The 25799-nt window shown below is 60.2% G+C and carries 27 protein-coding genes; 4 read left to right on the top strand and 23 right to left on the bottom strand.

From position 1 onward, the window contains the following. Window positions 1–15: 15 nt before the first annotated feature. The 5 genes from HV796_RS11015 to HV796_RS10995 form a co-directional block, all read right to left on the bottom strand. Window positions 16–1296 (bottom strand): MFS transporter, encoded by a 1281-nt coding sequence (locus tag HV796_RS11015; protein ID WP_175226764.1) that lies wholly within the window; start codon window positions 1294–1296, stop codon window positions 16–18. A 354-nt stretch (window positions 1297–1650) separates the two neighbouring features. Continuing rightward, complete coding sequence (locus HV796_RS11010) at window positions 1651–2031, bottom strand: hypothetical protein (protein WP_175226509.1); 381 nt, start codon at window positions 2029–2031, stop codon at window positions 1651–1653. 122 nt (window positions 2032–2153) lie between these two features. Further along, complete coding sequence (locus HV796_RS11005; RefSeq protein WP_175226508.1) at window positions 2154–2870, bottom strand: SOS response-associated peptidase; 717 nt, start codon at window positions 2868–2870, stop codon at window positions 2154–2156. 134 nt (window positions 2871–3004) lie between these two features. Further along, window positions 3005–3931 (bottom strand): HNH endonuclease signature motif containing protein, encoded by a 927-nt coding sequence (locus HV796_RS11000; RefSeq protein WP_175226507.1) that lies wholly within the window; start codon window positions 3929–3931, stop codon window positions 3005–3007. A 79-nt stretch (window positions 3932–4010) separates the two neighbouring features. Further along, a complete protein-coding gene (locus tag HV796_RS10995; protein WP_175226506.1) occupies window positions 4011–4517 on the bottom strand; it encodes a hypothetical protein in 507 nt (168 codons plus the stop codon). 163 nt (window positions 4518–4680) lie between these two features. Between HV796_RS10995 and HV796_RS10990 the strand changes: the two genes are divergently transcribed. Further along, entirely contained in the window at window positions 4681–5718 is a 1038-nt protein-coding gene (locus tag HV796_RS10990; RefSeq protein ID WP_175226505.1) for a hypothetical protein, read from the top strand. Window positions 5719–5984: 266 nt separating this feature from the next. Here HV796_RS10990 and HV796_RS10985 read toward each other — a convergent pair whose 3' ends face one another. Both HV796_RS10985 and HV796_RS10980 read right to left on the bottom strand, forming a co-directional pair. After that, entirely contained in the window at window positions 5985–7880 is a 1896-nt protein-coding gene (locus HV796_RS10985) for a DNA cytosine methyltransferase (protein ID WP_175226763.1), read from the bottom strand. A 551-nt stretch (window positions 7881–8431) separates the two neighbouring features. After that, complete coding sequence (locus HV796_RS10980) at window positions 8432–8986, bottom strand: hypothetical protein (RefSeq protein WP_175226504.1); 555 nt, start codon at window positions 8984–8986, stop codon at window positions 8432–8434. A gap of 444 nt (window positions 8987–9430) precedes the next feature. On the opposite strand from HV796_RS10980, the gene HV796_RS10975 reads away from it, so the two are divergent. Together HV796_RS10975 and HV796_RS10970 are read left to right on the top strand one after the other, a co-directional pair. Next, window positions 9431–9832 carry a surface-adhesin E family protein gene (locus HV796_RS10975; RefSeq protein ID WP_175226503.1) on the top strand — a complete coding sequence of 134 codons (402 nt, stop codon included), beginning with the start codon at window positions 9431–9433 and terminating at the stop codon, window positions 9830–9832. A gap of 241 nt (window positions 9833–10073) precedes the next feature. Beyond that, window positions 10074–10343 (top strand): hypothetical protein, encoded by a 270-nt coding sequence (locus tag HV796_RS10970; RefSeq protein ID WP_175226502.1) that lies wholly within the window; start codon window positions 10074–10076, stop codon window positions 10341–10343. Window positions 10344–10366: 23 nt separating this feature from the next. On the opposite strand, the gene HV796_RS10965 is transcribed toward HV796_RS10970, so the two are convergent. The 13 genes from HV796_RS10965 to HV796_RS10905 form a co-directional block, all read right to left on the bottom strand. After that, window positions 10367–10810: a DNA-binding protein gene (locus HV796_RS10965; RefSeq protein WP_175226501.1), complete on the bottom strand. Its 444-nt coding sequence runs from the start codon at window positions 10808–10810 to the stop codon at window positions 10367–10369. A gap of 242 nt (window positions 10811–11052) precedes the next feature. Continuing rightward, window positions 11053–12498: a hypothetical protein gene (locus HV796_RS10960; RefSeq protein ID WP_175226500.1), complete on the bottom strand. Its 1446-nt coding sequence runs from the start codon at window positions 12496–12498 to the stop codon at window positions 11053–11055. Window positions 12499–12754: 256 nt separating this feature from the next. Next, window positions 12755–13783 carry a hypothetical protein gene (locus HV796_RS10955; protein ID WP_175226473.1) on the bottom strand — a complete coding sequence of 343 codons (1029 nt, stop codon included), beginning with the start codon at window positions 13781–13783 and terminating at the stop codon, window positions 12755–12757. Window positions 13784–13928: 145 nt separating this feature from the next. Then, on the bottom strand, window positions 13929–14504 hold the full coding sequence (locus tag HV796_RS10950) for a hypothetical protein (protein ID WP_175226499.1): 576 nt from the start codon (window positions 14502–14504) through the stop codon (window positions 13929–13931). 197 nt (window positions 14505–14701) lie between these two features. Beyond that, window positions 14702–16204, bottom strand: coding sequence for an Eco57I restriction-modification methylase domain-containing protein (locus HV796_RS10945; RefSeq protein ID WP_175226498.1), 1503 nt, complete (start codon window positions 16202–16204; stop codon window positions 14702–14704). Between the two features lie 120 nt (window positions 16205–16324). Further along, window positions 16325–17239, bottom strand: coding sequence for a hypothetical protein (locus tag HV796_RS10940; protein WP_175226497.1), 915 nt, complete (start codon window positions 17237–17239; stop codon window positions 16325–16327). Between the two features lie 155 nt (window positions 17240–17394). Further along, window positions 17395–18009: a hypothetical protein gene (locus tag HV796_RS10935; RefSeq protein ID WP_175226496.1), complete on the bottom strand. Its 615-nt coding sequence runs from the start codon at window positions 18007–18009 to the stop codon at window positions 17395–17397. A gap of 188 nt (window positions 18010–18197) precedes the next feature. Then, on the bottom strand, window positions 18198–19184 hold the full coding sequence (locus tag HV796_RS10930; protein WP_175226495.1) for a radical SAM protein: 987 nt from the start codon (window positions 19182–19184) through the stop codon (window positions 18198–18200). Window positions 19185–19319: 135 nt separating this feature from the next. Beyond that, window positions 19320–19586: a hypothetical protein gene (locus HV796_RS10925; protein WP_175226494.1), complete on the bottom strand. Its 267-nt coding sequence runs from the start codon at window positions 19584–19586 to the stop codon at window positions 19320–19322. Between the two features lie 30 nt (window positions 19587–19616). Continuing rightward, the gene (locus tag HV796_RS10920) at window positions 19617–19787 is read right to left on the bottom strand and encodes a hypothetical protein (RefSeq protein ID WP_175226493.1); all 171 of its coding nucleotides are present in this window, start codon (window positions 19785–19787) and stop codon (window positions 19617–19619) included. Window positions 19788–19789: 2 nt separating this feature from the next. After that, the gene (locus HV796_RS10915; protein ID WP_175226492.1) at window positions 19790–20182 is read right to left on the bottom strand and encodes a hypothetical protein; all 393 of its coding nucleotides are present in this window, start codon (window positions 20180–20182) and stop codon (window positions 19790–19792) included. A gap of 84 nt (window positions 20183–20266) precedes the next feature. Further along, window positions 20267–20587 (bottom strand): hypothetical protein, encoded by a 321-nt coding sequence (locus HV796_RS10910; protein WP_175226491.1) that lies wholly within the window; start codon window positions 20585–20587, stop codon window positions 20267–20269. A 35-nt stretch (window positions 20588–20622) separates the two neighbouring features. Then, on the bottom strand, window positions 20623–22383 hold the full coding sequence (locus HV796_RS10905) for a hypothetical protein (RefSeq protein WP_175226490.1): 1761 nt from the start codon (window positions 22381–22383) through the stop codon (window positions 20623–20625). Between HV796_RS10905 and HV796_RS10900 the strand changes: the two genes are divergently transcribed. Then, entirely contained in the window at window positions 22321–22716 is a 396-nt protein-coding gene (locus HV796_RS10900; protein WP_175226489.1) for a hypothetical protein, read from the top strand. The genes HV796_RS10905 and HV796_RS10900 overlap by 63 nt on opposite strands. A gap of 97 nt (window positions 22717–22813) precedes the next feature. Here HV796_RS10900 and HV796_RS10895 read toward each other — a convergent pair whose 3' ends face one another. The 3 genes from HV796_RS10895 to HV796_RS10885 form a co-directional block, all read right to left on the bottom strand. Further along, window positions 22814–23482, bottom strand: coding sequence for a hypothetical protein (locus HV796_RS10895; protein WP_175226488.1), 669 nt, complete (start codon window positions 23480–23482; stop codon window positions 22814–22816). A 433-nt stretch (window positions 23483–23915) separates the two neighbouring features. Then, window positions 23916–25247 (bottom strand): hypothetical protein, encoded by a 1332-nt coding sequence (locus HV796_RS10890; protein WP_175226487.1) that lies wholly within the window; start codon window positions 25245–25247, stop codon window positions 23916–23918. Between the two features lie 41 nt (window positions 25248–25288). Further along, window positions 25289–25591, bottom strand: coding sequence for a hypothetical protein (locus tag HV796_RS10885; protein WP_175226486.1), 303 nt, complete (start codon window positions 25589–25591; stop codon window positions 25289–25291). Window positions 25592–25799 lie beyond the last annotated feature (208 nt).

Raw genomic sequence — 25799 nt, 5'->3', positions numbered from 1 at the left:
GACAGCGCTCCAACTCTATGGCGCAGCTGCCCTCTCCGTCACAATCACTTCACTGTCGGAGAATGCGCGGTCCGGGCGCATCCAGAATGAAACGACGATACCGACGACAAGCAGTGCGATCGAGAATGCAAACGGCAGATGCCAGTCACCCGTGAGGTCAAGTACGTAGCCGAAAGTGAGCGGAGAAAGGATGCCGGCAAGACCGAAGCCGATATTCATGAAGCTGCTCGCCGTGCCCGCGTAACGCGGTGCGATATCCATCGGTACAGCCCAGAGCGGTGCAATGACCAGCTCCATTGAGAAGAACGCGAGGCACAGGCTCGCGGACACGATTGTCAGATCCTTGACGAGGAGAACGGGTGCGAGGAACACCAGCGAACCCGCGAGGCCGGTCACGATTACGTTGCGCCTCGCCTTCTGAAGGTCACCGGTTCGCTGGTATATCCGGTCGCTAAGCACGCCGCCGAGGGTGTCACCAAAGATACCTGCAACGAATACGCCGGCCGTGTAGAGCGCGGAATCGCTGAGTTTGAGGTGGTAACTGTGGAGGAAGAAGGACGGCAGCCATGTCAGATAGACCCACAGCGTCCATGCATAGCAGAAGTCCACAATCGTCAGTGGCAGAATTCGGCGCAGTAGCTTGCGCACTGGAATCTGCGGCCGGTGTTCATCAGCGCGTTCGGGCAAGGACGCAAGCTCCTCTGGCGACACGCCACGATGACCGGACGGTTCGTCGCGGAAGTACCCATGCCACACGGCAACCCACACGATCCCCGCAAGGCCGGCGAAAACGAAGGCTGCGCGCCAGCTCCATAAGGAAATCAGCAATGCAACCAGCGGTGGCGTCAGGGCATTCCCGAGCCTTGAGCAGGCATGCGTTACGCCCTGTGCGAAACCCCTTCGACCGGCGGGAAGCCAACGTGACATCGCGGACGTCGCGGTGGCCAGCGAAGGCGCCTCACCCAGTCCGAGCAGGAAGCGAAAAGCCGCCAGCATGACGAGACCGTTAGCAAAAGCGGTCAGCATTGACGCAAGCGCGACAATCAGGCCAAACAGGGTGAGTACGCGGCGCGGTCCGAAGCGATCGGCGAGCCATCCGCCAAAAAGCTGCACGATCGCATAGGGATAGGCAAATGCCGAAAATGCAAAGCCTAGCTGCGTATTTGATAGGTGGAGGTCATGGCTGATCGCGCTCGCGGCCGTTGAGATGTTGACGCGGTCACTGTATTGAAGCAGGTAGAGAAGGCAGATCAGAAGTAAGACGTAGGTGCCCGTACGGGGCTTCCAGCGACGCATTTGCTCCACGACTTTTCCTGTTCAATCGGAGCAGCGAAAAAGCAGTTCACCGGCGCATTACGCTGCGATTATTCGAGAGGAAGCGCACGAAGGATAAGCAGCAACAATGAACGGGCGCGGTTTCATCTGATGTATACGGCGCTTGACGGGAAAACTTAAGCAGAAATCGCGCGTGGATACCCAACCGGGACCTTTCTGGGCCAGCTGTGTCTCTGTGATGGAATAAAACTTTCAGAATTCATACGACGCGAATGGCGGAGCATGGCCGCGCCAGTTTCCCGTCAGGAAGCGTACGTCGTTGTGCCCGCAAATTGCCGGGCGCGTCGACGAACTGCGCACCGCTCACAATTCGAATCAGCCCGGCCGTAGTGCGTCAAGCGCTCGAAGTCCATCTTCGGCCCAGTCGATGAATTCCTTGATCTCTGCCCGAAGCTGGTCAAGCGCTTCCCCACCGGATGTTGTCCTCATGCATCGAAGTGTCATCAACCAGGCATTCCCGGTCTTAACATACCCCTCAAGCAGCGGGCGCCTATTTGCCATGAAATGAATCTTGAAGGCGTCGTGAACCGGTATGGTCATATCCAGTGCCGCCTTCCACAACTCCATGCATGTACGAAGGTAGCCCGGGTCGAAGTCCACACCGATCATCTCGTTACTCGCAATCGAAATTCCTTGTGCCCGAAGCACAACTTCAGGCTCATCGTGAACATCGCGCCACTCTACCTCGACGGTCATCTGGCATTCCGGGCAAATGCTGCCGCTCGCCGCAAATGCGGCGACGTTCGAGATTTCGCCACCACTCCCGCAGCAGCAGCAATCGTAGAAGCAGACTCGACGCATTGGGGAGCCTCCGGCGGTCAGTTACGCGGCGATTGTGCAGCGGACGACGCCTCGATCGGCTCATTGAAGGTCGGGCTGTCGGTACCCGACCGGTTGACCCCGGGCGAGACCTTGTACCAATGAAAGTCATCGGATGACTTTCCAGCGCTGTTTGCCAGACTTACAGCTGCGTCAAACGTCGTTGCCGGGTTCAACCATTCGCTGGCTTCTTCGCGGGTCAGCACTAGCGGTCGACGATCGTGTACGTCGAGCATCCCACTCTCCGCCGGCGCCGTCACAATGACGAAGCCGTAAACCGTTCCCGGTGGAGGTGCGATGTCGCTTTCCGGTCGCGCAGTGCTTAGCCCCGCGAAGTAGACTGGAGCACCGGAATTCGCCTGAATGAAATAGGGTTGCTTCTTCCCTTCGATCGGTAGCCATTCGTACCAGCCGTCTGCCGGCACGAGAACCCTGCCCGCAGTGAAAAGAGCCTTCCAGGTGCTCGTGGTCGCCTTGTCGAGGCGCGCATTGATCATCATGGGCACCTTGCGATTCACCGCCCACGATGGCCTGAACCCCCAGACTTCCAGCCGTGGGCCAGACGGACCGATGATTGGCTGCAGGGTGCCGGGGGAGACATTCCAGCTCGGCCGGAAAATCTCCGGCCGTCCAGAGAAACGAGGATCGAGCGCATCACTCATCAGCGGCTCGAGGTAAAACAGATCCTTCTGACCTCGCGAATAGCGTCCGCACATAAGACCTCCCGCAAAGCGCCGCATGGCTGGATACTGCGTATTTTACGGTATGCGCGTTCCGCGCCTCCGCATTACATCGTGCGTATCCACATGCAGTCGAGTTACGACATCCGTCTCATGTACCGGAATGTCGCCTACATGTCATCGGCGGCTGTGGAAAATGGAACAAACAGATCATCCTGATCGAGCGGAAGCGGTTCTTCTGCTCGCAACCGGATGATTTCCTTTTCCGTCCGATGAACGGAGATCGCACGCTGTTCGGGCGCCTGAGTCAGCAGTCCCTCAATGACGTCCCGATTCCCCGCAAAGCCCATCACCCGGAACGAGCGATTCCATTCAACTGCCCACGCCCATACCTGCTCATCCGCAGAATGGCGGCGAATAATCACCCTGAAGAAACCATCGGCGCCGACTCCCTGGATCCTCAGCCGCCAGTCGCGAACAAGCCTCATGAACCAACGTACCCTGGCCGCTCCCCAGTCGGATCGCGGCACTACCGCGAGAGGCGAAAACAGTCCCGGCGCGAAGCCGCCCAGATTCGATTCCTTCTGAAATGTCATCCAGTAAAAGAACGCACGGAAGTGGTAATGCGCTAGCCGGTACATCCGCATGTGATCTGCCTGCGGCGGCGCCGTGAAATTCACGGCAAACCCGGCGAACCCCAGATCACCCTTCAGTTCAATCGCTTCCTGGCTGTCACCAACCAGTTTTCCCGTTTGCCTGCTGCGCGATCCCCCTGCTTTTCGCTTTGTTTCGGCATGCAAACGGTCATCGTCGATCGCATACTGACCCGATAAGCCATGAATCATCGCGATAGCGGAGATGTCATCTTCAAGGCCGGACTTGTCGTGGTTGCAGGAGATGCACGCATTCAGGATCAGATTCCACTGACCGGCGAGCGTGCCTTTCGGAACGAACCGTCGACCGATAACGTGCTCTTTGGTTGCCTTCAGGAGCGGCCCGAATGGGCGACTGCAATAGGGGCACGTCTCATTTCGCAACAGGATCGCGCGGTCTGGAGGCAGCTGGTGCACATCCGGTGTCGCATCGTCGATGGGCATATCCGTTCCTGTGTGGCAACAGGATCGCGCCCGCTGCGTCCTGACTGGATTTGTAAGCGACAGCCGTTGCTGCTTGCCTCTACGCCGAAGCCGGACTCGCGGCCCTGACCGGCTCGCCGCGCTTACCGAAAAACCGGTCTACCTGCGCCTCAATAAGCGGCCGCCCCGGTCCTAGTTTCAGCACATTAGCCGCCTGCCACGCGCGGTCCCAATCCTTGAGAGCCGTCGGGTCGATCCGGTGCGCAATGAGATAGAAGCGGACTGCCTTTGTGCGGCCGATCTTGCCTTGGGACCCGTAAAACCGCGCAACGCGAACAGCGCTTAGGGCGACACGCCGGCTCTTCGACTCACTTTTGCCAGACCGGTATCTGCTGCAGTGCCGTTTCGCTTCCACCACCTCGACTTTATCGGCCTGCCACAGTCGCCCGCTCCACCCAACGAAACTGGCCGTGTCGACGGCCCAATTTCCCGCCCGGAATTCGTGGCGGGTAGGTGGGCCACCGTCCGCATGATGCAGGTTGTATTCGCCTTCGATACGCGGCTTTACCTTGAACGGAAAATAGTCCTGCTGATCCACCCATTTCATTCGGCGACTCCTGATATGTGCGTGCGGGGGCAATATTCTACCGTAGGACGCCTGACAGCCATGAGATCGCCGGATTACCTGCGATTGGCGCAATCCTTGACTGAATCAAAATGATTCATATAAGATTGCCGTCATCACAAACCATGAATCAAAGTGATTCACCATGTCGATAACCAGAAAATCCTTTTCACTCCAGCAGATCATCTATCGGCTAATCGGGGCGGCCAATCAGGAGGCACGGGCAGCGCTCGAAAGCGAGCCCGACAAGCCCGGTCGCTTTCCGGTGCAGGTCCGGCCCGATACCCGCGCCTTCCTCGAGGCCTACGCAAAGACGTGGGGTGGCTCCATCGCAAGTGTGGCCGGCGCGATCCTTGATGGCGTTGCCATGACTCAGATGCATGGAGCCGAGGCAGCAATGCGGGGCACCGTCGAACGGCTATCGCTTCTCATCGAGGAGCACGATCTGTCCTATCCGGCCGCTGCGGAGATCCTGACGCGGTTCGGAATCACCCTTGCGGACCTTTCCTCGCCGGACGCGCTTCGCGGCAAGCTGACGGCGCCACGGCTCGAGTCGATCGCGCAGGAGTTTTGCGTGAAGTACGATTGGCTCGCCGGAAAGAGCAGCACGATGACGTCCGGCGAGCTCCACATGTGGTACAAGGCGGCGGACAAGGCCGCGGAGATTCTGTGGACCGGCAAACACTCAGGCGAGGACGTCAAGCTGATCCTCGTAACCGGCGCCAGTTCGAACCTGGAAGCGAAAACCGAGGATGGGTTGGCGGCAAGGCACATGCCGCATGTTCTTCCCGTTATTGAGCGCCGGCGGGCACTCCCCGGAGGGGAGTTTTTTACCCGATACGAGCTCTGGGAGGAAGGTCGGTGGTCATACTGGCGCGCCAGGCACTATCTCAAGCTGGTGGTGTTTTTCGCCCAGAAGTGCCATATCCATGTGATCGGCTACCGGATTGACGACGATGCCTATGACCACCTGGTTGCCGGCAAAGTCCTGTGCGGGAGCCTTTTCAAACACCGGAACGTAACGTGGTATCCAGACGATTACGTCCCATACGCCGGTCGCCCGCCGGCGAAAGACCCTCAGGAGTGGGCAACCATCGAGAGCTCCGACGACTACCATTGGACGTTCCGGCGCTTCAACGAGATTCTTTCCGAGATGCCGACCCTATCGGCAGATCAGACCTGACGATGCGCCGGCCCATGCATTTCCAGAGTTCGGTGGAGCACTTCGGGACCATCGAATGGCGGAGACGTCACTTCGGCGCCGTCAGAGTGATGGAGCGACGTGAGGCGGGAGGCACGAACCTCGTGTCGAGGGGAAAGCGTTCGTGGTTTTGGGAAGAATAGTCATTTGCAGCGCGAAGCCGCTCGCCTTCTATCCGACCGAAGACTGGTCGGATAGAAGGCCCTCTGCTGCGCTTGTTGCCTCTGACGCGCTGATCGCGACATCGGTCATTGCGGTTCCACGGCGGGAAGCGTCAGCGCCAGGGCGACCCGGCGCACCCAGATGGGCGTCGACGAAAGCATGAACGTTTCACCCGACTCTGCAAGCAAGAGCGTGGTACCCATCACCATACCAACCGCCCTCGCTGCTTTCGGCGGCACCGCGTTGCCGATACGCTCGCGCCATGCCTGATCGCTATCCCCATCCAGCTTGAATGTGAACGGGGTTCCCTCGGCTGAGTCGCGCTTGCGGCGCCAGGCATTCTCTTCGGCATCGATCTGCAGCTGTTCGGGTTCGACAAGCGATTGCAATGCGGCGAGCTCGAGCGTTGTGAACGGACGATGCCACGTACCGTCCATCGCGCGGATCACAGCGATCGTCTTTTCGTTCGCGGCGGGAAGCTGCGCGGTTGCCGCGACGCGTGAATCCCGACCCGCCGTAGCGACGTTTTCGATAGCGGGACGCGGATCGGCAACGGCATACGCGCCCTGATCGTCACCACCGATCACGGTCCCGGTGTGGCTGTCCCATTGCGACACCTTGTACTTGCTGAAAAGCGGGCCCGCAGGCGGCCGCGGATCGGCAACCGCCTGCCCACCCGCGCTCGGCCCGGTGCCGCCCGTCACAACGCCTGACGCTTCTTCGTAGCGCACCACGCGGAAGCAGTTGTTGTGCTTCACACCCGTTCGCACGTCGGCCACGGCGAATTTCCCCTGATTGGGGTATTGCTGCCCGCTGATGGTCCCCACGGAATCCTCCCACTTCACGACACCGTAGTTCTGTCCGTGATTCCAGCTCTCTGACTGCATCGTGCGGACATCGGCCACCGAGAACATACCCTGCCCTGGAGATTTAACCCCGATGATCGCGCCGCTCGGATCTTCCCAACGCATCACGCCATAGTTGCGGTACTGCAGGGCGTCGGCGGGCGCCCGCATGTCAGCCACCGAGAACATGCCATTTGTGGGCAATGACTTGCCGGCGATGGTGCCAACCGAGTCTTCCCAACGCGCAACACCGAGATGGCCGTTGCGACCTTCAGCCACCAGGAGGAAGTCGCGCAGGTTTCCGTCCTCGACGTTCAACCGGTTCAGGCTGCGCCAGTCGCTTCCTGCTTCCACAAACGCCAGTCGAAGCCACGTTTTCCACTGCAGCGAGGGAATACGGTGCATCGGCCCAGCGCGCAGATCGCCGGGCAAGGGCATGCGCCCGAGCACGGTGCCGACGCCCTGCAGGCGATGCGTCGTCGGCTGATAGAGGAACGCCGGAACCTTCGCAGCGTGCCGTGCGACAAGCAGGAACCGCTTTCGACTCTGGGCCAGTTCGCCGATTTCACCGCAATCGTGAGTTGTCTCGTTAACGACGTATCCGAAGTGGCGCAGGATGTCCCCGATCTGATCGAGCAGGTGCCTGGCTCGCGAGATCAGACGGGGCACATTTTCGAAGACGATGAGTTCGACGGGATCATCCTTCCATGCCTCGCACATCAGCCATACGCAGCGCAGGGTGAGTTCGTTCAGCGCCTGATACTTCGGCGTGCGACTCAAAGCCTCGGGCAGGAGGCCCGACGCTCCTTTGCATGGTGAAGAAATAAACACGCAGTGCGGATGCTTGTAGCCCGCGGCACGGCGCACGTCGTCAGGAGTAACCTCGCGCCAATCAGCGGGCGGCGGCTGGTTGTTGTATGCGGTGTACTGCTCCCGCGTGAACAGATCCATCAGCGTACAGTCAACGCCGACGAGGCTCTTGAAGTCGCGGCAGGCTGCCGGATCGTTGTCGATACCGCCGATGCAGCGCCACGTCGCGACCTTCGCGCCGACCTGGGACACTGCTTCCTGGAATCCTTTAGCGCCACCGCCCAGGCCGCTGCACATGGTGAAAACGTTATATTCGCGGCGAATCATGCCGAGGTTCCTCAGTTCTATGGGATGTGGACAATGTACCGGTCGAGCCAGCCAGTTCAATCCCTGTCGAACAGTGCTTCCTCGCCTCCTCCCCACTTTCGGTCGACCACAGAACACGAAGACTTGAGAGCATGACGTCGCCTTCCTCACCCCGCCGCCCGCGTCTTCTCCGCAATGCTTGCAGCACCGCTCTGTGCAAGGACATCCGCCCTCCAGGGCGATCCGGACAGTAGCGCTATCAGAATCGCGTATCTGAGGCTCTGATGGGCTTTCGACTCTGCTTCGTAGGCACACGCGCCGCGGCCACCGGGATGATGGAAATGCCTGATGCCGCTTTTTGGAGAACGTAACCCGACGCGCGACGGGCAGCAGTCAAAGTGAAGGGCGCGCTTCGCCCGCTGGTCGGCACGAAGCGACTCCAGAGCCGTCGTCGGACAGCTTGTGTGCCAGAACGATGTCATCCGATCTCAGGCACTTCGGTGGCTCTACGGAGTCTCCATCCAACACGGCGTCGAGGCCGGGCGAGACCAACGCAAGGCTTCAACGCTAAGCTATGCGTAGGAAGCACGCGCCTCGTCGCGGCAACGCGTGTAGTACCCGGTGAGATCCTGTGGCAAAGGTTCACCGTGAAGCATTTCGAACGTCGATGCAGGATTGGTTGCACGCAGGTATGCGTAGAGAAACTGCACGCTAGCCAGCGCCCCGTCGAGCGACGGAATATTCATGACATTCTGCGTGTCCAGATGAGCAACGAACTTATCCCGGTACACCCGCATCGTGTCGAGGTAACGCTTCCAGCCCTGCAGATTCATACCGGCATCGCGAAGCAAGTGAGCGAGGAACTGCTGCTGCTCCTTTTCATCTCGGACAACACGCTTCCAGTAATGATGCGCGCGCCTATCCGCAAACAGCTTGCACCACTCGAGCACGGCGATATCAAGCATGTTCCCGTTCACCGTGGCCCCAAACTCAGTTTGCTGTTTAAGTTCGCCGGTTCCGTCCTCGCTCACAAAGCCCGCACGGTAGTACGCAATGTTGCGGGTGCAGTGGCAACAGAGCAGACTTACGCGCCTCACGAACCGCGGATCGAGCAATGAATCTGGCATGGCGATGTCTCTTCTTCGTCACTCGTTATTCGGATTCTCTCTTGGATGGTACGGTCTTTCTGACCATCTTGTGCGTCGGATGCTGTCCGGTCAGCAGCCGGCGGCAGTTGGCTCACGACAGCGTGTCCATGAGGCATCGTTTCCAAGAATGATTTCAGTTGAAAAGCGTTCGCGTGTGCCGGCTCGCTAACGCCAGAAAGGCGGGAGTTGATTATCTGCAGATTTCTAGATTAAACGCTTGATCTGTGGCGCTTCGCCGCACGCCGTGTGCAAGCGAGAATGTATTATATTCGTAAGGTCAACGACCGATCGAAAACGTAAAAAAGAGGATTGCAATCGTCGATCGTGATCTTTTTATTTCGGTTGATAACTTCAGCACGTAGGCCTGCCGGTTCGGTATTGCGTTGTCTTGATTCCAACCTATTTTTAAGAAAGGAAGAAATCGTGAGAACACGCAATATCATTGGCGCACTTGTCGTGGGCACTTCACTGGTTGCCGCGCCTGCCGCGCAAGCCGAATGGATTCCAGTTCAGAACAATTACTCGTTCAATTCGGAGCATATCGGGATCGATGGTCCAATGCGTGCAGTCTTTGTCCGGCTTGACAAACACGGAACGCAGGGCGGGAAGCGATATGCCTACGTGGTTTTCCGGTGGCAAGTGGATTGCACCAATTGGACGGTGGATGTGCTGTCCATCGCGAAATATGATGCCAACGGCAACATGGTTGACAGTTCAACTGCACCAGTCGGATATCACCAGCCCATCCAGCTTTTTCCGGAAACCAATGGCGACGCTCTGGCGAAAAGGGTCTGCGCTATTTCATCGCAGAAGGATTTTCCTTAACCCCCGACCATGTTCTAAGGTTTGTCTTCCAAGACATGACGTAGAAAAATAATAGATCCGCAGCCGCATGCCCGCGACCACACGCTCCTTGACTTTCAAATCAACTATTCCGATCGTTAAGATAGCGACTGACCGCCATCTGCGATGACTGAGGACGGCATGTATTCGGCCGTCCACTTCGGGCACTTCGAACTTCGAGCCTGACCGTTTGGCATCCGCAGCGCTCATATCGGAGGATATCGTGACTGACGCACTTCAGACGGACTTGCCTCAAGCCGACGACGCCGACCCGGCGACGGTTTTCACCGCGGCGTTGAGCGTGCTGTTCAAGACGCACCCGAACCCGGCCCTCCTCCTCGCAGAGTGGGAGAAGATCGCCTCGCAGATGCCTCTCATCGTCCTGAAAAACGGGGCGAAGGACGTTTCGCACAACGCCAACGTTGTCATCGCGCAGGGGTTGCTGCACATCGCACGCATGGCTGCGAACAACGCTCCGCCGAGTCGCGCGTGAGCCGGTGCGCACTGGCGCCACGCTCAAGCAGGTTCGCCGTTCTGCCGTCCGGTTGTGCCGGCTCGCGCCGCTGCTTGCGGGTAATGCTCGCGGATATAGGCGCCCGCTTCCTCGGTCGTCTCGAATGTCGCGATAACCCGCATCTCTTCGTCGGGCCGCTGCGGCATCATCACAACGCTCGGCTTCAGGTCGAGGGACAACGTCGGGCGCTCGCGATACTTCAACCATTCCGCCAGCTTCTCGGCCGCCAGCGCGCATGCCTTGTCGTAATCCTCGGCAATGCCAAGGGACGTTGAACGGTCCCATGAGCCGCCGTGCAGGCACCGGACATCAATACGACCATCGGCTCGCGTTACACCGAAGGGATGGTCCCACCAGGCGTCCAGCTCATCTTTGGTGCGATCTTCGTTTGGCGTATCGTCGAAGCCGGGCGGCAGCTTCGGGTCGAGCGGGATTCGGGCAGGCATGGACGCTCCTCGGACAGGTTGGAACGCCTATTGTGCCCTATCAGCACCAGCGGCTATTTGCCCACCCTCAAGGTGCGCGGCCTGTCTGCTTATCCGTTTTCCCGCAGGCCACGCACGCCGCAAGCGGCGTTAGCGGGGCTGTGACAAGCCCCGGACTATTCTCCCCAGCACGAGCACAAAGAAAAAAGCCCGCCGGCACCCTCTATCGAGGGTACGCAGCGGGCATGGGTTACGGGTATGGATCAGATAGCCGACGACGGGCTGGCGGAAGTCGAATCGACCAGCACTTCGACCCCCTGCTTCGCACAAATCGCATCAGGGTCGAGCTCATAGCGATGCGCGACCTCAGCGATGCCACTATCCCCAAGGGCTATGACGGCCTCCGACAGAGCGATCGCGTAAGAGTCCGCAATACCCTCCTTGGAGATCGCCTGCCAGAGCGCACTTTCCTTGTCGGCACGCATGAGCACGCCAACGAGACCCGGTAACGCGTTGAATGACCCCACGATGCGACGCTTGATCATTTCCATCTCGAGGGGCGAATCACCAGGCTGGAACATTTCGGCGACCTTCCGATGGTCACCATCGGTGATGAACCGGCCGGACGGAAATAGCGCAATCGCCTTGCTGTCCGACAGTTTCAGGCCGCCCGGAGGCGCCCACGTGGACGAAATGCTGCGGCAATCAAGCTCAAATCGGCGCGACGTTACCCCCTCTGGCGCATCGACCGGCTGCGGCTCATCAAACTCCAGGATGATGGTCCGACGGCTAACGGGGTTTCCGATGCCGACGATCGTTCCAACGGCCTTGCTGCAGTTCATCGTCGCCAAGTGGCCAACGGTAAAACCGTCGACCGTGTGGCCGATCGGCTGTGCGTACCGCTTTGGCGGCCGTTTCCTTCGTTCAACCCTCGCCTGCGCCAGGGCGCCCCGCGCGTTACAGACCCACATTGGTTCGCCGTGCTCCGCAGCCCGGGAATCAGTCGGACCGCTGACCGTGAAACCCGACGCCTCGATTGCCTGAACCAGGACGGCCTCGATTTCGGAGACGCCTCCGCGATCTTCCGGCATTTTGCCGTCAGGCATGATCCCGGCGACGGACCGAAGCTGACTTCGCGGCCAGTTCCCGTCAGCAACACCCTGACGGACGTCGCCACGCTTGCCCACCACTTTATTGCGCGCGTCGTGAGCGTATGCATCCGCGACAATTCCTGACGCGTCGAATTTCACATGGAACTGTAGTCTGGCCTCGCGCATGTCGTTGCCAACCCAGTAGTACGCGTCGATGAAGCACTGCAGATCCTGAAGATCCGCCGTATTCCACCCGAGATGCGTCACGTTGCGCGGGTCAAAGTCGACATCCAGTTCGTACAGGTCGAGCACCCTCTGCGCGACGCTAACTCGGGCTTCCCGCAGTTTCCGTGCGACGGCCTCGCTTCGACCGATGCACTTCAATTCCTTTACCTGCGTGGGGTCGGACTCGTCCGAGTAGTGAAAGACGCGTGCCTCCCGAGCCTCAGGATCTTCGTTCAGAAGCTCGATGGCGGCCGATTCAGCTGTCTCGAGAGTCGGAAAATTAGTTTCGAAGGGGCAGTGGGGAACTGCCTCGCCGGACCTGACCTCCACAACATACGGGCGTGCATGCTCGCAGGAAGTGGTTTGAGAACGCTGGAGATGAACTTGATTCATGGTACCTGCTCCTGTCTGGAAACGCGAAGCAGGTGCCCGATAGCAGGACACAAGCCCCGCAAGGGTTTTGATTTGCGGCAGATGCCGCATGAGGCTGGCTAAGGTCCAGCTACCGTGTGAAAGCGAGCCAATGTTACATCAAACGCTTCCCATCAGGAATGCCCGCATATCAAGCTGGGTCCATGAAACCTCAAAAACAAAGAAGCCCGCCGGCTCCCTCTTGCGAGGGGTGCACGGGCGGCTTCAGCAAGATCAATCACATGTCAGCAGACAGCGACGACGCACGTGACAACTCTCGTGCACGCTCGCAGCTGACACCGATCCGCGCATCGAACTTCAGTGCGCCGCCGGCCGTGGCAGATGCCGCTTCCAGTTTCTCGCGAAGGTAGTTTTGCGCCTCGGCCTCCGAGCACTCAGCCAACTCGGGTGGCACCTGAACATGCACCTGGATCGTGACGGCCAGACCCTTCCCGAAGGACTGTAGCGTACCGTTCTGGAAGGAACTCAGCTGCTCTTCTTCGTCGCAGCCGCTTTCAATCTTTACGGCATTGCGGTGTTGCGCCGGAACACTCCTCTCATCCGTCTCAACTTCGCGAGCCAAGGCGCTTTCGAGAGCAACGACTTCTTCTCGCAGCCAGGACGGCGCGTCGCCACCAAATGCGTTGAGCAACCGCTGTGCAGCGTCCCGCACGCTCGCGTGGGGCACTTTCAGCTCGCTTCCGGTAACCGGCTTGTCGCTGATCCTCTGAACATGGCCATCCAACGAGCCTGGATAGACCACGTGATCGGAATCCTGATCGATGACGTTGTTCTGCTCATCAATCACCTCGATCTCGAAGTCGTCCAGACACCCGATGCACTGGCGTGCACGGAAAATATCGAGCGCGATGGATGCACGTTTCGCATCCGACGGCGACCGACTGAGTACGGGGAGAATCACCGCGTAAATACCCGCGACACCCTCGTCCTCGAAATCAGCCAACACCTTCGATACCTGACGAACGTTAATACGCAGCGTCCTCGCTTCCGGCAGTTTCCGGCTTGCGATTGTCAGGGGAGAAACGGTCAGCCTGGTACCCACCGGATAGCCCACCACGTCGATACCTTCGTATCCAACGGCGAGGCAATTCGGCGTTTCCCGCTCGATCGACTCCACCACGGCATACTCCGACTCGGCCGCAGCATGCCCCTTGAGGAACGGACACGACTTCAGATCGACTTGATCACCGACTCGCAGAGTTTCAACAGCCAACTCCTGCGTTTCCGGCATTTTCTTTTCATTCATTTGCTTCTCCCAAATATGAGTGCGAGAAGCGTCCCCACCGGGAAGCGCGTCCCCGCGGGTGTTTTAAAAGTCACTTTTCAGCCGCCTGCAGTCCCTTCCTGGAGCGCACAGCGTTCTAGCCGCGCTCCCTTTCCGGAAGCGCGGCTCATACGTTTACTGACACCTCGGTACTTCCGATGCATTCATGCCCCAGATAGGCGTCCGCTCCGAAGTGGTGCTTGCAGAACGCCTGTGCGACTGGCGTGCTCAACGCACACAGGAGTTTTTCAGGCGACCATTGCATCGGCCGCGCTATCCGGCACTCGAAGCGCCCGGAGAGGTCTCGCAAGGTGAGCGGCATCGAAACGTACAACGCCGATTCGTCAAAATCAGCGATGTGCGGATCGTGCTTCACCTGCACAGGATGACGAAGACGGGCGTGCGTGAAGGACAGGTCAATGTGCAAGGATGGCTTGAAGAAGCCTTCGATCCATCCCTGCATGAACCTGCGTATGTCCCAGGCGAAGCGCGCCTCGTTGATACCGGCCTGAATGAAGTCCGCCTCGTGGCCGCAGGCCACGGTGTATTGAGCCTGATCGAACGCGTACGCCGGCCGGAAGGAGAAGATCTCATGGAGCTTCCACCGGACAGCAAATGCGACCTGAACGACAGCCGCTTTCAATCGGTCGATCGGGGCGTCAATACGCGGCGACGACTTCCGGTGAGAATGAGTAGACTGCATTGCTGCTCCTAAGAAAAAGAGCAGGAATCGTCCCCTGCGGGAACGGATTCCCGCAGGGATTGGCGAATTGATGCACCGCCGACGGCAGTTCGGGACGTTTTCAGCGCCCGGAATGGCTGGAGGGTCCAGCTACCTTTTAACGTGTCAAGTATAACAAGAACTTCCTTACAGGAAGTCAGCATGGTACGACACTCCGTCTACGGCACATCGTTACGCTCAGCCGCACCCGGGAAAGGAAGAGGATGCTGGAACGCTTTGCGCAAATCCTTTTCGACTGACTCCGATACCCCCGGCACATTAACCATCGGCATGCGCCGCAGAAGCGTGGTCGTAAGAGACAGGTAGCCTCCTTCGAGGCGAGGTGCGTAATCCCGCGCCCACTCGGCTGCGACCGCCGACGCCAAAGCCTGCTCAACCTGATCGAGGGTGGTCGCACCGCCAGCGACGATGCTCAGGTTGTGATTGATCGGCAGGATGCCCGGTGGCACGCGCACGGCCTTCGGCGTCTTCGCGATCCGCGGCACGATCAGCGACTCACAGGTGAGGTCCAGCGCATGGAAGGACTCCGGCGGCATCCAGAGTCTGCCTTGCCGGCCGCGCTTTGCCATCCGATGCATCTGACTGGTAAGGTGAGCCATGATCTCCGGACACGGTTCCTCTGACGGGCGCGTGCGGATCGCCCAGCGCGTTGGCGTACGCAGCTGTCCGTTCACGATGTCGTCAGTGTCGATAGCTGGCACCAGGTATTCGGGCGGCAGCCGGCGTGCCGTCGCTGCGTCCACGACGAACACACCCTTGGTACCGAGCCATGGCGCAATGCGGATCTGCGCGAACGCGGACAACTGCTCCATTCCTTCGTAACGGGAAGCGTCCACGCCCGGGTGAATCGGGCTCGCCGTCAGGTTCCGCGCGGCACCGGCGTCGGACACGAGCACGACTGATACCGGATGAACACGTGGCGGCGCCTTAGAGCGTCGCAGCTTCGCGCGATAAAAAGCTGTCTCGGCGCTCAGCCGCTCGGTGTGGGCGAGCGACAGGCGCTGACCGAGCTGCTCGCGCAACCGGCTCGCCTGTTCGTTCATCAACCATCTGTCCGCCGTAATAAATCCGATTCTGCCCGAGGGACGCACCGCACGGCTGCACCGCTCCAGAAAGCTGTGCAGCATGTCGCCCCGAGCGAAATCAGGTACGTGGCGGCTGTATTCGTTACGCAGGATATCTGGCACATTGGCGGCGCGCAGGTACGGTGGGTTACCCGCCAGGATGTCCCACTGTGGCGTCGTAGGCCCTTCGGTCAGGAAGTCCCTGTTGTGCACCATATCGCTGGCGATCGCAGCCGCACGGGCCGGCACCCAGCCGTGCGCTGCCAGGACGGATGCAACACGGGACCGGGCGTCGAGGCAAGCCGTGGGGTGGATCTCCCACCCCTCAACGCGGCCGCGGGGATCGAATCCGGCCGGTTGCGTCACGAGCAGCGCATCAAGTGCCCGAGCGAGAAACATGCCGTCGCCACAGCCCGGATCGACCAGCCGGTCGTTTCCGGCGGGCCAACCAAGCCGGCCGAGCATGTCGTCGACGATGTGGCTCGCCGTATAGACGGCCGTTCGTGCATGCAGTTCGTCGACCGCCGCACGCCGGACGGTAGCGGCCCAGTCTTCGAGACCTTGCGAACTTTCGGACATCGTTGTGTTTTGATTCATCGTGTTCTTTCTTGTTGTGATCCGTCTTGTTCGCTTCTTGAAAATGCGCAGACACCCGGGCACCCTTTCGCGCGTCATCGCAAGCCGACCACCCGGCTTCCTCCTCGAGAGTTCGCCGGTCTACTCAACGAAAGCTTTAGCCACTCCAGCAATGGCAGCGACAAGACCGGCCAGCGGGCTCGTACGCCGCCGGCTTGCGAGCTGCGACGGGCGCGAGTTGCTTACGCGCTGGCAGACAGATTCCACGATCGCCCTGGTTGCGACATTGCGCACTGCCACGGGCAGATTCTCCAGAGATAGCATCGGCGTCGAATCCTCAACTTCCATCAATAGCATTCCGCCGTCAGGCAGCTTCGCGACGTCGATACGCTCAATCCCATAGGGCAGGTTATTCCAGTGCACGAATGCGAGCGCCCAATCGACCTCCGCCGCCGTCGCATCGTAGAGCGTCAGGTCCCAGCGATCATCAGCGGAGGGGCCGCCCGAGCGCATCGCCCAGGCAAAATGCCCGTCAATGAAGTAGAACGAGATCTCGAACGAGAAGACAATCTTCGGCTGGAATACAAATCTGCCCGGCGCGGGCTGACTGTCTTTCAACGCCATCTCGACGATTCCAGCGGAAGAACAGCCATCCATTGGCTTCGCAAGCACTTGCTGGCCTTCGGGATAGCCGGCGGTGACCATGTCTTCCGGCCCGTGGTACGACGGGATCACCCCATAGCCCTGCTGGAACAGATCGACCACATAGGCTTTGTTCTCAACCGGGCCACGTCGCCCCGGCAGCAACGGGTTGTAAGTCGTGATGCTATTCAACGCTGTCAACCTTTCGATTGCAGCGAACGCATCCTTGAACTGCCGACCAGGCCAGGCATTGCGAATCAAGCAGCCGTCTACGGCCTGCGCGGCCAGCAGCGGCACGGCAGCCGTCGGCGACGCAATCGTCAGGTCGTAGTGTTCACCGAAGCGTTCAGCCAGATAAAGGTCCTCCCCACGGTCTTCGTGGGCGAGGTTGGTCACCAAGAGAAGTCTTTCCATGTGGCTATTCCTTATAACGTGCCTGCTTATAGCGGGCGTGGCGTACGCCCCACTTCCCTCTATCTGCGATCAGGCCCGGCTTGCGGCGGCCTGCACTTGCGAAAGTAGCCGTACATCCCGCTAAAACAGATGCCCGCGAGCAGAGCGTGCTCTGGTCATAGTCCGGTGTCATCAGAGCTACGCACTGTCCACGTTTGCCGACGGGCCATATGCGTCAGGAAGACCTCGAGATCCGCCAGCGTCAGATCGTGCAGCCCGCCGAAAACCCCCAGCTGGCCGCGGGGATTGTCAAAGAACACCGTGCCGCCCTCCGGGTACAGGTTGTGGCCACAGACGTGGCATATCTCGCCGCACCGAAGGTTGGACAGAATCTGCTCCGGGAACGGCAGGCCCAATGCGTACCAGTCTCTCGCGATGATCAACGGCTCGCGATCAACTGCCATAGCGTCATCCATACCATTGCGTCTCTCATCGTCTCGACGCGCAACGCCATGCGCCCACGCTTCGCGCAACTCGACGTCATCACGAAGCAGATGCGGTATCGGCTCGTCCGCGTACAGATACCCCGCGCGACACGCTAGTTCAAACGCCTTGCGCCGGTGCCCGTCGAATGCTTCGGTGGGCAGGTCACCTCGCATGAAAAGCAGCCACATCAGCGCGCTTTCGACCCGGGCGCCGAGCGCTAACGAGAACAGGTCTTCCGCGGGTGCGGTCGCCGGCACCACATCATCAGGGAACTTCCGATCAGGATTTGCGAGTTGGTCTTGCATCGGCACTCCGTCAGTTGATCCAGTGCGACATCGGTCTCCGGTACTACCGCCGCTTCTCCGGCGAGCCACATGCAAGATCCCGGCGGGAAGCGTTGGATTCGTTCTGCGCTGCCTGCACGACGCTCGCCGGCGGCACGGCCGCTGCTCCCGACCAGGGGTAGGAGATCGTCGCGGGGGAATGGTGACCTTCATGCTGCGGCGCCCAGTTCGGGTTTGACTGAGCGCAGGTAAGATTCGGTGCTTTCCTGCGACTTCGTTTCGCGCCGGTATTCGTCCCATGGCGTGGTCTTGTACGTCCGGGTGATCACCCAGCGCTGGAAGCACTTCAGGTCCGCGCGACGGTCGTTGTAGACCATCGGATAAGGGTCGATGCCAAGCTCGGTCATCCGGTTGAAGCGATGCCAGATGCGATCCCACGTCTCGAGCGGGTCGAAACCGATCAGCATGTAGCACATCAGATGCGTGGGTGGAATGCCCGCCTCTGCCAGCGTCTGTACTCCCGAAAAGAAAACTCTTTCATCCTTCAGGTTGTCCCAAGCGGTATAGAGCCGCTTCTTGTGAAAGCCGGTGTCCCGATACTTGATCGTGGCGAGCGCCTGAGCGGCCTCCGGTGTGATGAGGCGGGTATTGATGCCCTGCGAGAAGCAGACCTTGAAGTCGCCGTCGCGGATCTCGTCCACAAGCTCGCGCCAGCGCGGTTGCCCGAAAAAGTCGTTGTCCAGCAGCAGGATGTGCTTCGGGTGAGGTGGACCGCGCCAGATCTGCGTGATGGAGCCCGTTGAACGGTTCTTTCCTTCCTTGCCGGGCACCACGCAGAACTTGCACTTCAGACGACATCCACGCTGCGTGAATCCGATCGAAGCGTCGAATTTCGGCCAACCTTCGTAGTCGAAGTACTCGTAGTCGCCGATCAGTTGCTCCACCGTCGTCGCGCTCCCGCTACCCGTACCACCGACGATCGCCTGCGGCCACTGTTTCATGAACCGCTCGAAGCGATCGCGGCTGAACGAGAAGATGCACGAGCCATAGACGCGGTCGTAGTCACCCTCAAACAGATCACGTTCGATATGGCGGGTCACCACCACCTCATCGCCCCGCGCCTTGTGCCAATGCGCGAGTTTCATCAGGGCGATGTTCGGTAACGCGCCGTCGATCTGGGTAATGCGAATTCTCATGACAGGTTGCGCATGGCGTCATTGAACGACGCGTTAAATGTCAGGGTCATCATGCGAGATCCCCGAATGCGAGCGCTGCGCATATATCCCGGTCGGGTAGATTGTTCGCAGCAACTCCCAAGCGGGCCAGCATGCTCAGTTCCCGTTTCCAAACCTTGCGGACAGCATGCCGTGAAGGGCACGCGCCGCCTCGTCTTCGAGCCGGACCGTGCTGTACTTCATGCGACGCGTCAGCCCGGTGTATTCCTCGATCGCAACGTCCAGAAAGTTCGTTCCGTCTTTTGAGCGGATGACCGTTTTGCTGTTGATCTGACCGTGCAGGTCTCGCGAAATAACCGTCATTTCGGTCCAGCCTTCCCAGTTAGGTTTGTCGGCCACGACGACCTGCTGCGTGCGTTCCATCTCAACTCTCTCCGGTTCGTACTGCGGCTGTCACACGCGATTTAGCGATTGCAGATACTGAAGGATCGGTACGGCTTCGTACGTGACCGTGTTAAGCCTTTTCACAATCCATTCGTCAAATACCTCGCAAAAAACGCGTCCCGTTGCCTTCTCGCGGATCACCCAGCTGGCAATGCGCGACAGGCTGTTAGTGGGTTCCATGTCTAGACATCCGTGGCCAACGCAATCGCATCCAATGCCGTGCGATGGGCGCGAGGATCATTCGGATTTGCCTGCAACACGCGCAAGGCGCGCAGCAGTATCGGTGCCGCCGCCATCTGGCGAGCGTAGGTAGCACGCTCGTGCCTGTTGTAACCGCTCAGCACTGCGACCGCCAACCCGTTGTCCTCACGGCGAACGGTGTGCGACCCTGAAAAGTCGCTGGCCGGATCGGTTGGTTCTTCTGTTGCGACAAGCGATACATCGTTGCTCTGGTGCTGCGCCTCGATGATGTTGTGCGAGCGAGTGATTTCTTCCGCCTCGCGCACCGTATCTACCCCGCGCGTACCGCAGCCCGGATCGTCCGCGAAGTCCCATCCGTCTTTCAGAACGACCATGATCGGGTTACCCTCACCGCGCTCGTCGTCTGCCGCGAGTACCCACGGTCGGGCCAGTACCTTATCGAGTGTTTTCATCTCATCTCACCGGTTGGTTCTGCGCTGAGGTGTAGTCCGGTAATTCGCTTCTGGTCCACAATTCGTAGACGTCGCCGTGCAGATCGCGCACAAACCGGTATTGCGGACAATCCTGTAATCCGTGACGCCATACTTCACACACCACGCCTTGATTTTTCTGCGCATCTCCCAACCACCCTCTTTGCCGGTATAGAGAAGATCCTTGGGGATGCTTCCCGCGGGTTCGTCATAGGTGCAGGCGAATTTGCACGAGTAACCTTGCGCGCGAAGTTGAAGCTCGACTCTTTCGAATGCAACACCGTGAAGCGCCGTGTAACCGTTGGCCATATGTGAAATTCCGGGACTGGAGACTGGCTTCCGGATTAGAGGGCGTCTGTTGCGCCCGGCGTGTCAGTTGGGTGCGACGATGCCACTGAAAGATCCGCCAGCAGCGTCCCGCTTTGATCATCCGCCAGCACCCATCCACAGAAGCCCGGCATGCCTATACCCGGGTCACCGCGGTCCTCGCGCCAACGGAAACGGCAGATCGGCCTATCGCCTTCCTGCGCGGGATGCTCGCTGGGCAGCCCCGCGCATCCGTCTTCATCGACGATCAGTTCGTGGGTGCCAGCTCGTGCGGACCGGGCGCCGTCGTCGGCCGCATGCACGAGGCGTTCCTCGACGTCAGCCAGTTGCGGGATATCTGCCTCATCGTTGACACGCGGAATGGGAGTGGCGTCCGCGAATGCGATCGGCCTAGCGGTTAGCGTGATCGAATCGCTGCTTTGATGTACCTGCGCGATACAGCGGCCGATGTCCTCTTTCGTGTCGCACGTGTTGTAAATCTTCCCGTTACGTGGACCACCAAAATGAACTGCTGCCCACGCCACCGTCTCGCCCACAGCCGATGGCACATGTACGACGAAGCGCGGCCCGGTCGGGGGTTCCATGCCCGAAGCCTGGAGCGGGAGCGAGTACACATCGCAGCCCATGACGTGGACATGAATTTCCTCACCCACAGCCACGTTAGAGCGATTGGCGATACGCTCGGCCGCGAACAGTTCACGAATTTCGAAGCCGCCCTGCGCCCTCAGCGTTTGCGCTGCTTCCTTGCTCACCTCGCTCCAAGCACCATATGTCCACTGCGGATCGTCGGATTCCAGATGAAATGCGTGACGTGCCTGAATAACGTCCGGCTCACCCTGCGCACCCACTGCGTCGTGCTGCGATGGCGAGGTGAGAAGTGCCTTAGCGGCGGCCAGCCGGCGAAACTGGCCGACGCTGATCTCCAATGGCCTTCCGCTTTTCGCGGCGTTATACGTGTTTTCCGCGTCTTCAATCATGCCGCGTAGTGCTTCGCCTAGCGCGAAGCTCGTGTTCGGCTCGCCATGCGCTACCGCAACATCGACGGCAGCGGTAGTTGCGGTGGCTACGCTGACAGGCTTTGCGGCGGCGAGAAGGGTGCGGAGCCTGACAATCGATGGGTCAGCGAAGCGGTGCTGCCGCGTTGCCAAGTCCAGCACGAATTTCAGGTCGTGGTGCTGCTCGACCGTCAGCATCGCCCCACTATCGGCCGTAGGGGCTGCGAGCAGCGACAGCAACGCGCGCTTATCGTCCTGAATGCGGTCGCGCAACATGCCGTTGTAGCTGTCGCCGCGCTCTTGCCAGGTGACGCCTTCCGCGCCGTCCTGCTCGCCTGAATACCACGCGGTATAAATCAACTTGTCGATCGCCTTATCGATTGCGTCCATCGCCCCTGCATGCGCTGCGGTGGCTGGCGTGGTGGTTAGAGCCTTTTTGACTTCAGCGATAAAAGCCGAGCGCCGCAAACGGTCGCTGGGTCCATCGGACACTTTTTCGGCAAAGTACAAAGCCTTCTCCAATAGGGTGCGAACGTCGCCCCCATCCGGATGCGCCGCTGGTGCTGCATCTGCAGCGGGAGCAGCGGTAAGCGATCGCAACGCTTCACCCACAGCCGCATGCTGCGATGCGCCCGCAACGAATCCATTGCGGTAGGCGAGAGCCTCGACAATCGGCGTATCGGCGTTGGCCCACTGTACTGCTGCGAGCAGCGCGCGTTCTTGCAGATCGCCCTGCGCTGCCGCAGCATCGGCGGCATTCGGAGCGCCGAGCGCATCAAGCACCGCGTCCAAAGATGCGCCGCCGATGTGCCCTTGCGCAATGGGTGGTTCGGTTTGAACCATGCGCGAGCGAAGAGCGAGATAGCGGCGCGCGTTATCTGCGTCAACCACAGCCGGCGCGCCAAATACGGCCACGCCGCCGCTCAAGGCCTGATCCGTCGTGGTCGGTTCGTCATGCTCGAGGGCGGCGATTGCCTGCCCGATTGTTTCGCGGTGTCCCGCGACGCTGTTCAAATCAAGATCCTTGAGTGCTTGCGCGATCGCTTTCCTGTCCATGTCAGCCATCTGTGTCGACGATTCCCATTCGGGTTTAAAAGGCAGATCCTGCCGGAATGAAGTGGCGAGGTCCGCAGTGTCATCACATCGTGCCGGACGACGAGCGGATTTCAAGGTACCCAGCGTCAATGCGGTACCGGTCCCGTTCGGCCCGGGCCTACGCCTGAGCTGACTCGCTGCGATGCCTCGATCGTTTGATCCGGTGTTTCACCGGCGTGGCGTCCGGGTCGCCGCCACCCGCGAAGACCGCGTGCCTGGCCGTCGCGAGGAATTCCCGAATGAGATCGACACGATGCTCGATCAGGCTCGGCGCCATCGACACTCCATCGCGAAGGTCCAACTTGATACGGCGGACTTCATTGCGATCGCGATGCCACGCGATGTCGACCTCCCAGGCAAACGTGAGCAGTTTGCGCAGGAGGTTCTTTTCAACCTCGTCGACGGTTACCGTCCGTACCGCGCCCACTGCGACGGTATGGGCTACGCGCTCCCAGTTATCCGCCTGGCCGGTGGTCCCGATGCTCGCCACGCCGACGGTTGGCACATCTGCCGGCCGCCAGACCGTCGCACACGCATGGCACCTGTGCGACCGATGCGGGGGCTTGTCCCAGACGCTCTCGCCGACTCGCGCCGGTTCGGCGGCGTCGACATGCTGAAGACCACATTTCGGACAGAAGAGCAGCATTGGAATCGGCACCGCATCCAGCTCACTGCACTCGAGCGCCGCGATCGCCCGCTCGAGCGCTTCCCGGTTTCGCAGCGGTACGCCCTTCCAGTCGAGATCCTTGAGGCTTTGCGCGATCACATTCCTGTTCACGTCATCCATTTGTGTTCTCCGTGCCATTCGGTTAAAAAGCCAGTTCCTGCCGGAATCACGCACAGAAGCGGTAGCAGTCGCCGCAGTCAGCATTGCGCGTGGCCGGCAGCGCGGCGCACGCGGTGCCCTTGCGTAGTACTTCTTGCGCAGGGTTTCGCCAATCTGTTCCGGAGGCTGGTGATTCAGAGCAGGCACCTCTATTGCCGCGAGGTCTTCGGGTTGCCTAGTTGTGGCCGCTCTGAGACGCACAACCGACCCGCTGCGCCAGCGTCTGTCAGCAACAGAGGGCCGAGATTCGGCTAGCATTCATAGGCTGGTCCTCAGCGTATCCGCATTCTATGCACGTTACTTCCTGTCAGGAAGTATTTTCGACTTTTTTGCCTATTCTGCGGTGCCGGGTGCCTGCGCTGTGACGAAGTGAGGTCCTGCAGGGGGGGTCTGCTCAGGCGTTCAGGAATTCCAGCGCGTGCCCCTTGAGAAGGATGCATGTGCCGGTGGTCTCCTCGAGGAGCTCGGCCAGGCCGCGCGACTGAAGCCACTCGAACGCCTCCTGGATGGCCGGGTCGGCTTCCTCGAGCGTCGCCACTTCGGTACCGTCTTCGGTCGACAGGCCAAATGCCGGCGTGAGCGCATCAAAGCGCACCGCGTGCGAGCGCAGCAGCTCGACCATGCTCTGGTCGGCGATCTCGATGGCGCGGACGGCCTGTGCGTCGCTCGCTGCGCCCGCGGGTTGCTGTGCGACGCTGATCAGCCTGGCCACGCTCGACAGGATTTCTTCCCTGTAGTCCGAACCCTCGACCTTTCCGCCCTCTACAGCACCACCAACGCCGCGGTGGAACGCGCCGCTCTCGATGAACGGCGCGAGAATCGCCTCGTCCTCCAGACCAGCAGAGACCGCGCCGGCGGATACCTGCACGGCAAGCGCGGCGACAGCGGTACGCAGATCCTTCGCCGCGTGCATCGCGCGTTGCATCTTGTGCGCAGCCCGCGTACAGCGGCATCCGCCATTGGTGTGCATCCCCGCCGGCCGCCGGATCACGCAGCCGCCGTCAGTGCAGCCCTCCACCGATGCCATCAGGGCGTCGTACCGCGCCAGCGCGGTGTCCAGCCTTTCCTGTGCGGTGCCTTTCGGGAGATTGCCTGCCGACGACGGGTCCGGTTGAGCGTTGATGTTCGGCTGGGGAGCTGCAGCCATCAAGGCGTTGTACTGGTCGATGATCCGTTCAACGCGCTTCATGGTCTCGTTCTTCAGGTTCGGCCCGTCGCCGTCCCGATAGACCGAATCCCGGTAGAGCGCCGGCCAGACCACCGCGAGCGCCGCCTGGATCATTTCCGGACTGATCACTTCGGGCATCGGTCTCCACCCTTCCGGAATCGAACCAGTCCTGCTCTTCAGGTGCAACTCCGTGATCTCGCGAAGGATGCGATCGATACCGGGATAATCACCGACACCGAGCAACGCACTGATGGCGCCCATGTCCGCGCACACGCGCCGGAAAGCGGCCTGGTAGTCGGGCTGATCGTCCGACCCGCCCAGGCTATCGTCAGGGGCAGCGGCGTCGCGCTGTTTCCTTTCCGGTATCCGGGCAATCCTCGTATCAAGGCCGGCCTCGTTCAGCAGCTTGAGCGCCGCCCTGATTTCAGCCGCGGCGGCCCTCGGATCGCCAGCCTTCTCGACCCACTGCGCCGCGCACTCGAGCGACACGATCGCGCTCCGGTAGGCCTTCAGGATCTGTGCGATGTCCTGTTCGTTGATGTCGTTCATGTCGTTCATGTCGTTTATTCCGCCTGATTCGTTCATCCGTTGTGCCGCGCTTATACCGCTGCGACCGATTCGGCCTGTTCCTCAACGAGGATCGTCGCAGCCCGCAAGGTATCGGCGTGCGGTCTGATCATCCAGGGATAGCAGGATGCGCAGCCCCACTCGTCGGAATAGTGGATATCCATCACGCCTGTCCGCCAGTTCTCCGGGGTCGAGAGCCGGCGCACGGTGCAACGCTCTGCGCGCGTCGGGCCGTAGTTGAACCAGCCTCCATGGATGGTCCGTTCGACAATGACGCGGTCGCCAGGCGCGTACTGGTAACCTTCGGAGCCGTCCGAATACCGGTGAATGATCATGCTTGACCTCTCACCGGAACCTGGTCAGCTGCGTTTCTCAGGGCAGGTCGGACTGGATGGGCCGCTTGCGTTTCGCAACTGACGGGTGGCAACTCCGGCTGGGGGTACGCATAGCGCAGCAGGTACGCCACTTCGTCCTCTGGCGCCATCGTTGAGTCGGTCTTTCCTCTACGGACAAGCACCTTTCTCGCCTCCTGAGCGCCGATAT

This window comes from Paraburkholderia humisilvae (assembly GCF_902859855.1).
Classification (GTDB): Bacteria; Pseudomonadota; Gammaproteobacteria; order Burkholderiales; family Burkholderiaceae; genus Paraburkholderia; species Paraburkholderia humisilvae.
The sequence above is the reverse complement of the archived record's forward strand: the minus strand, read 5'-3'. Positions and strand labels throughout refer to the sequence as shown.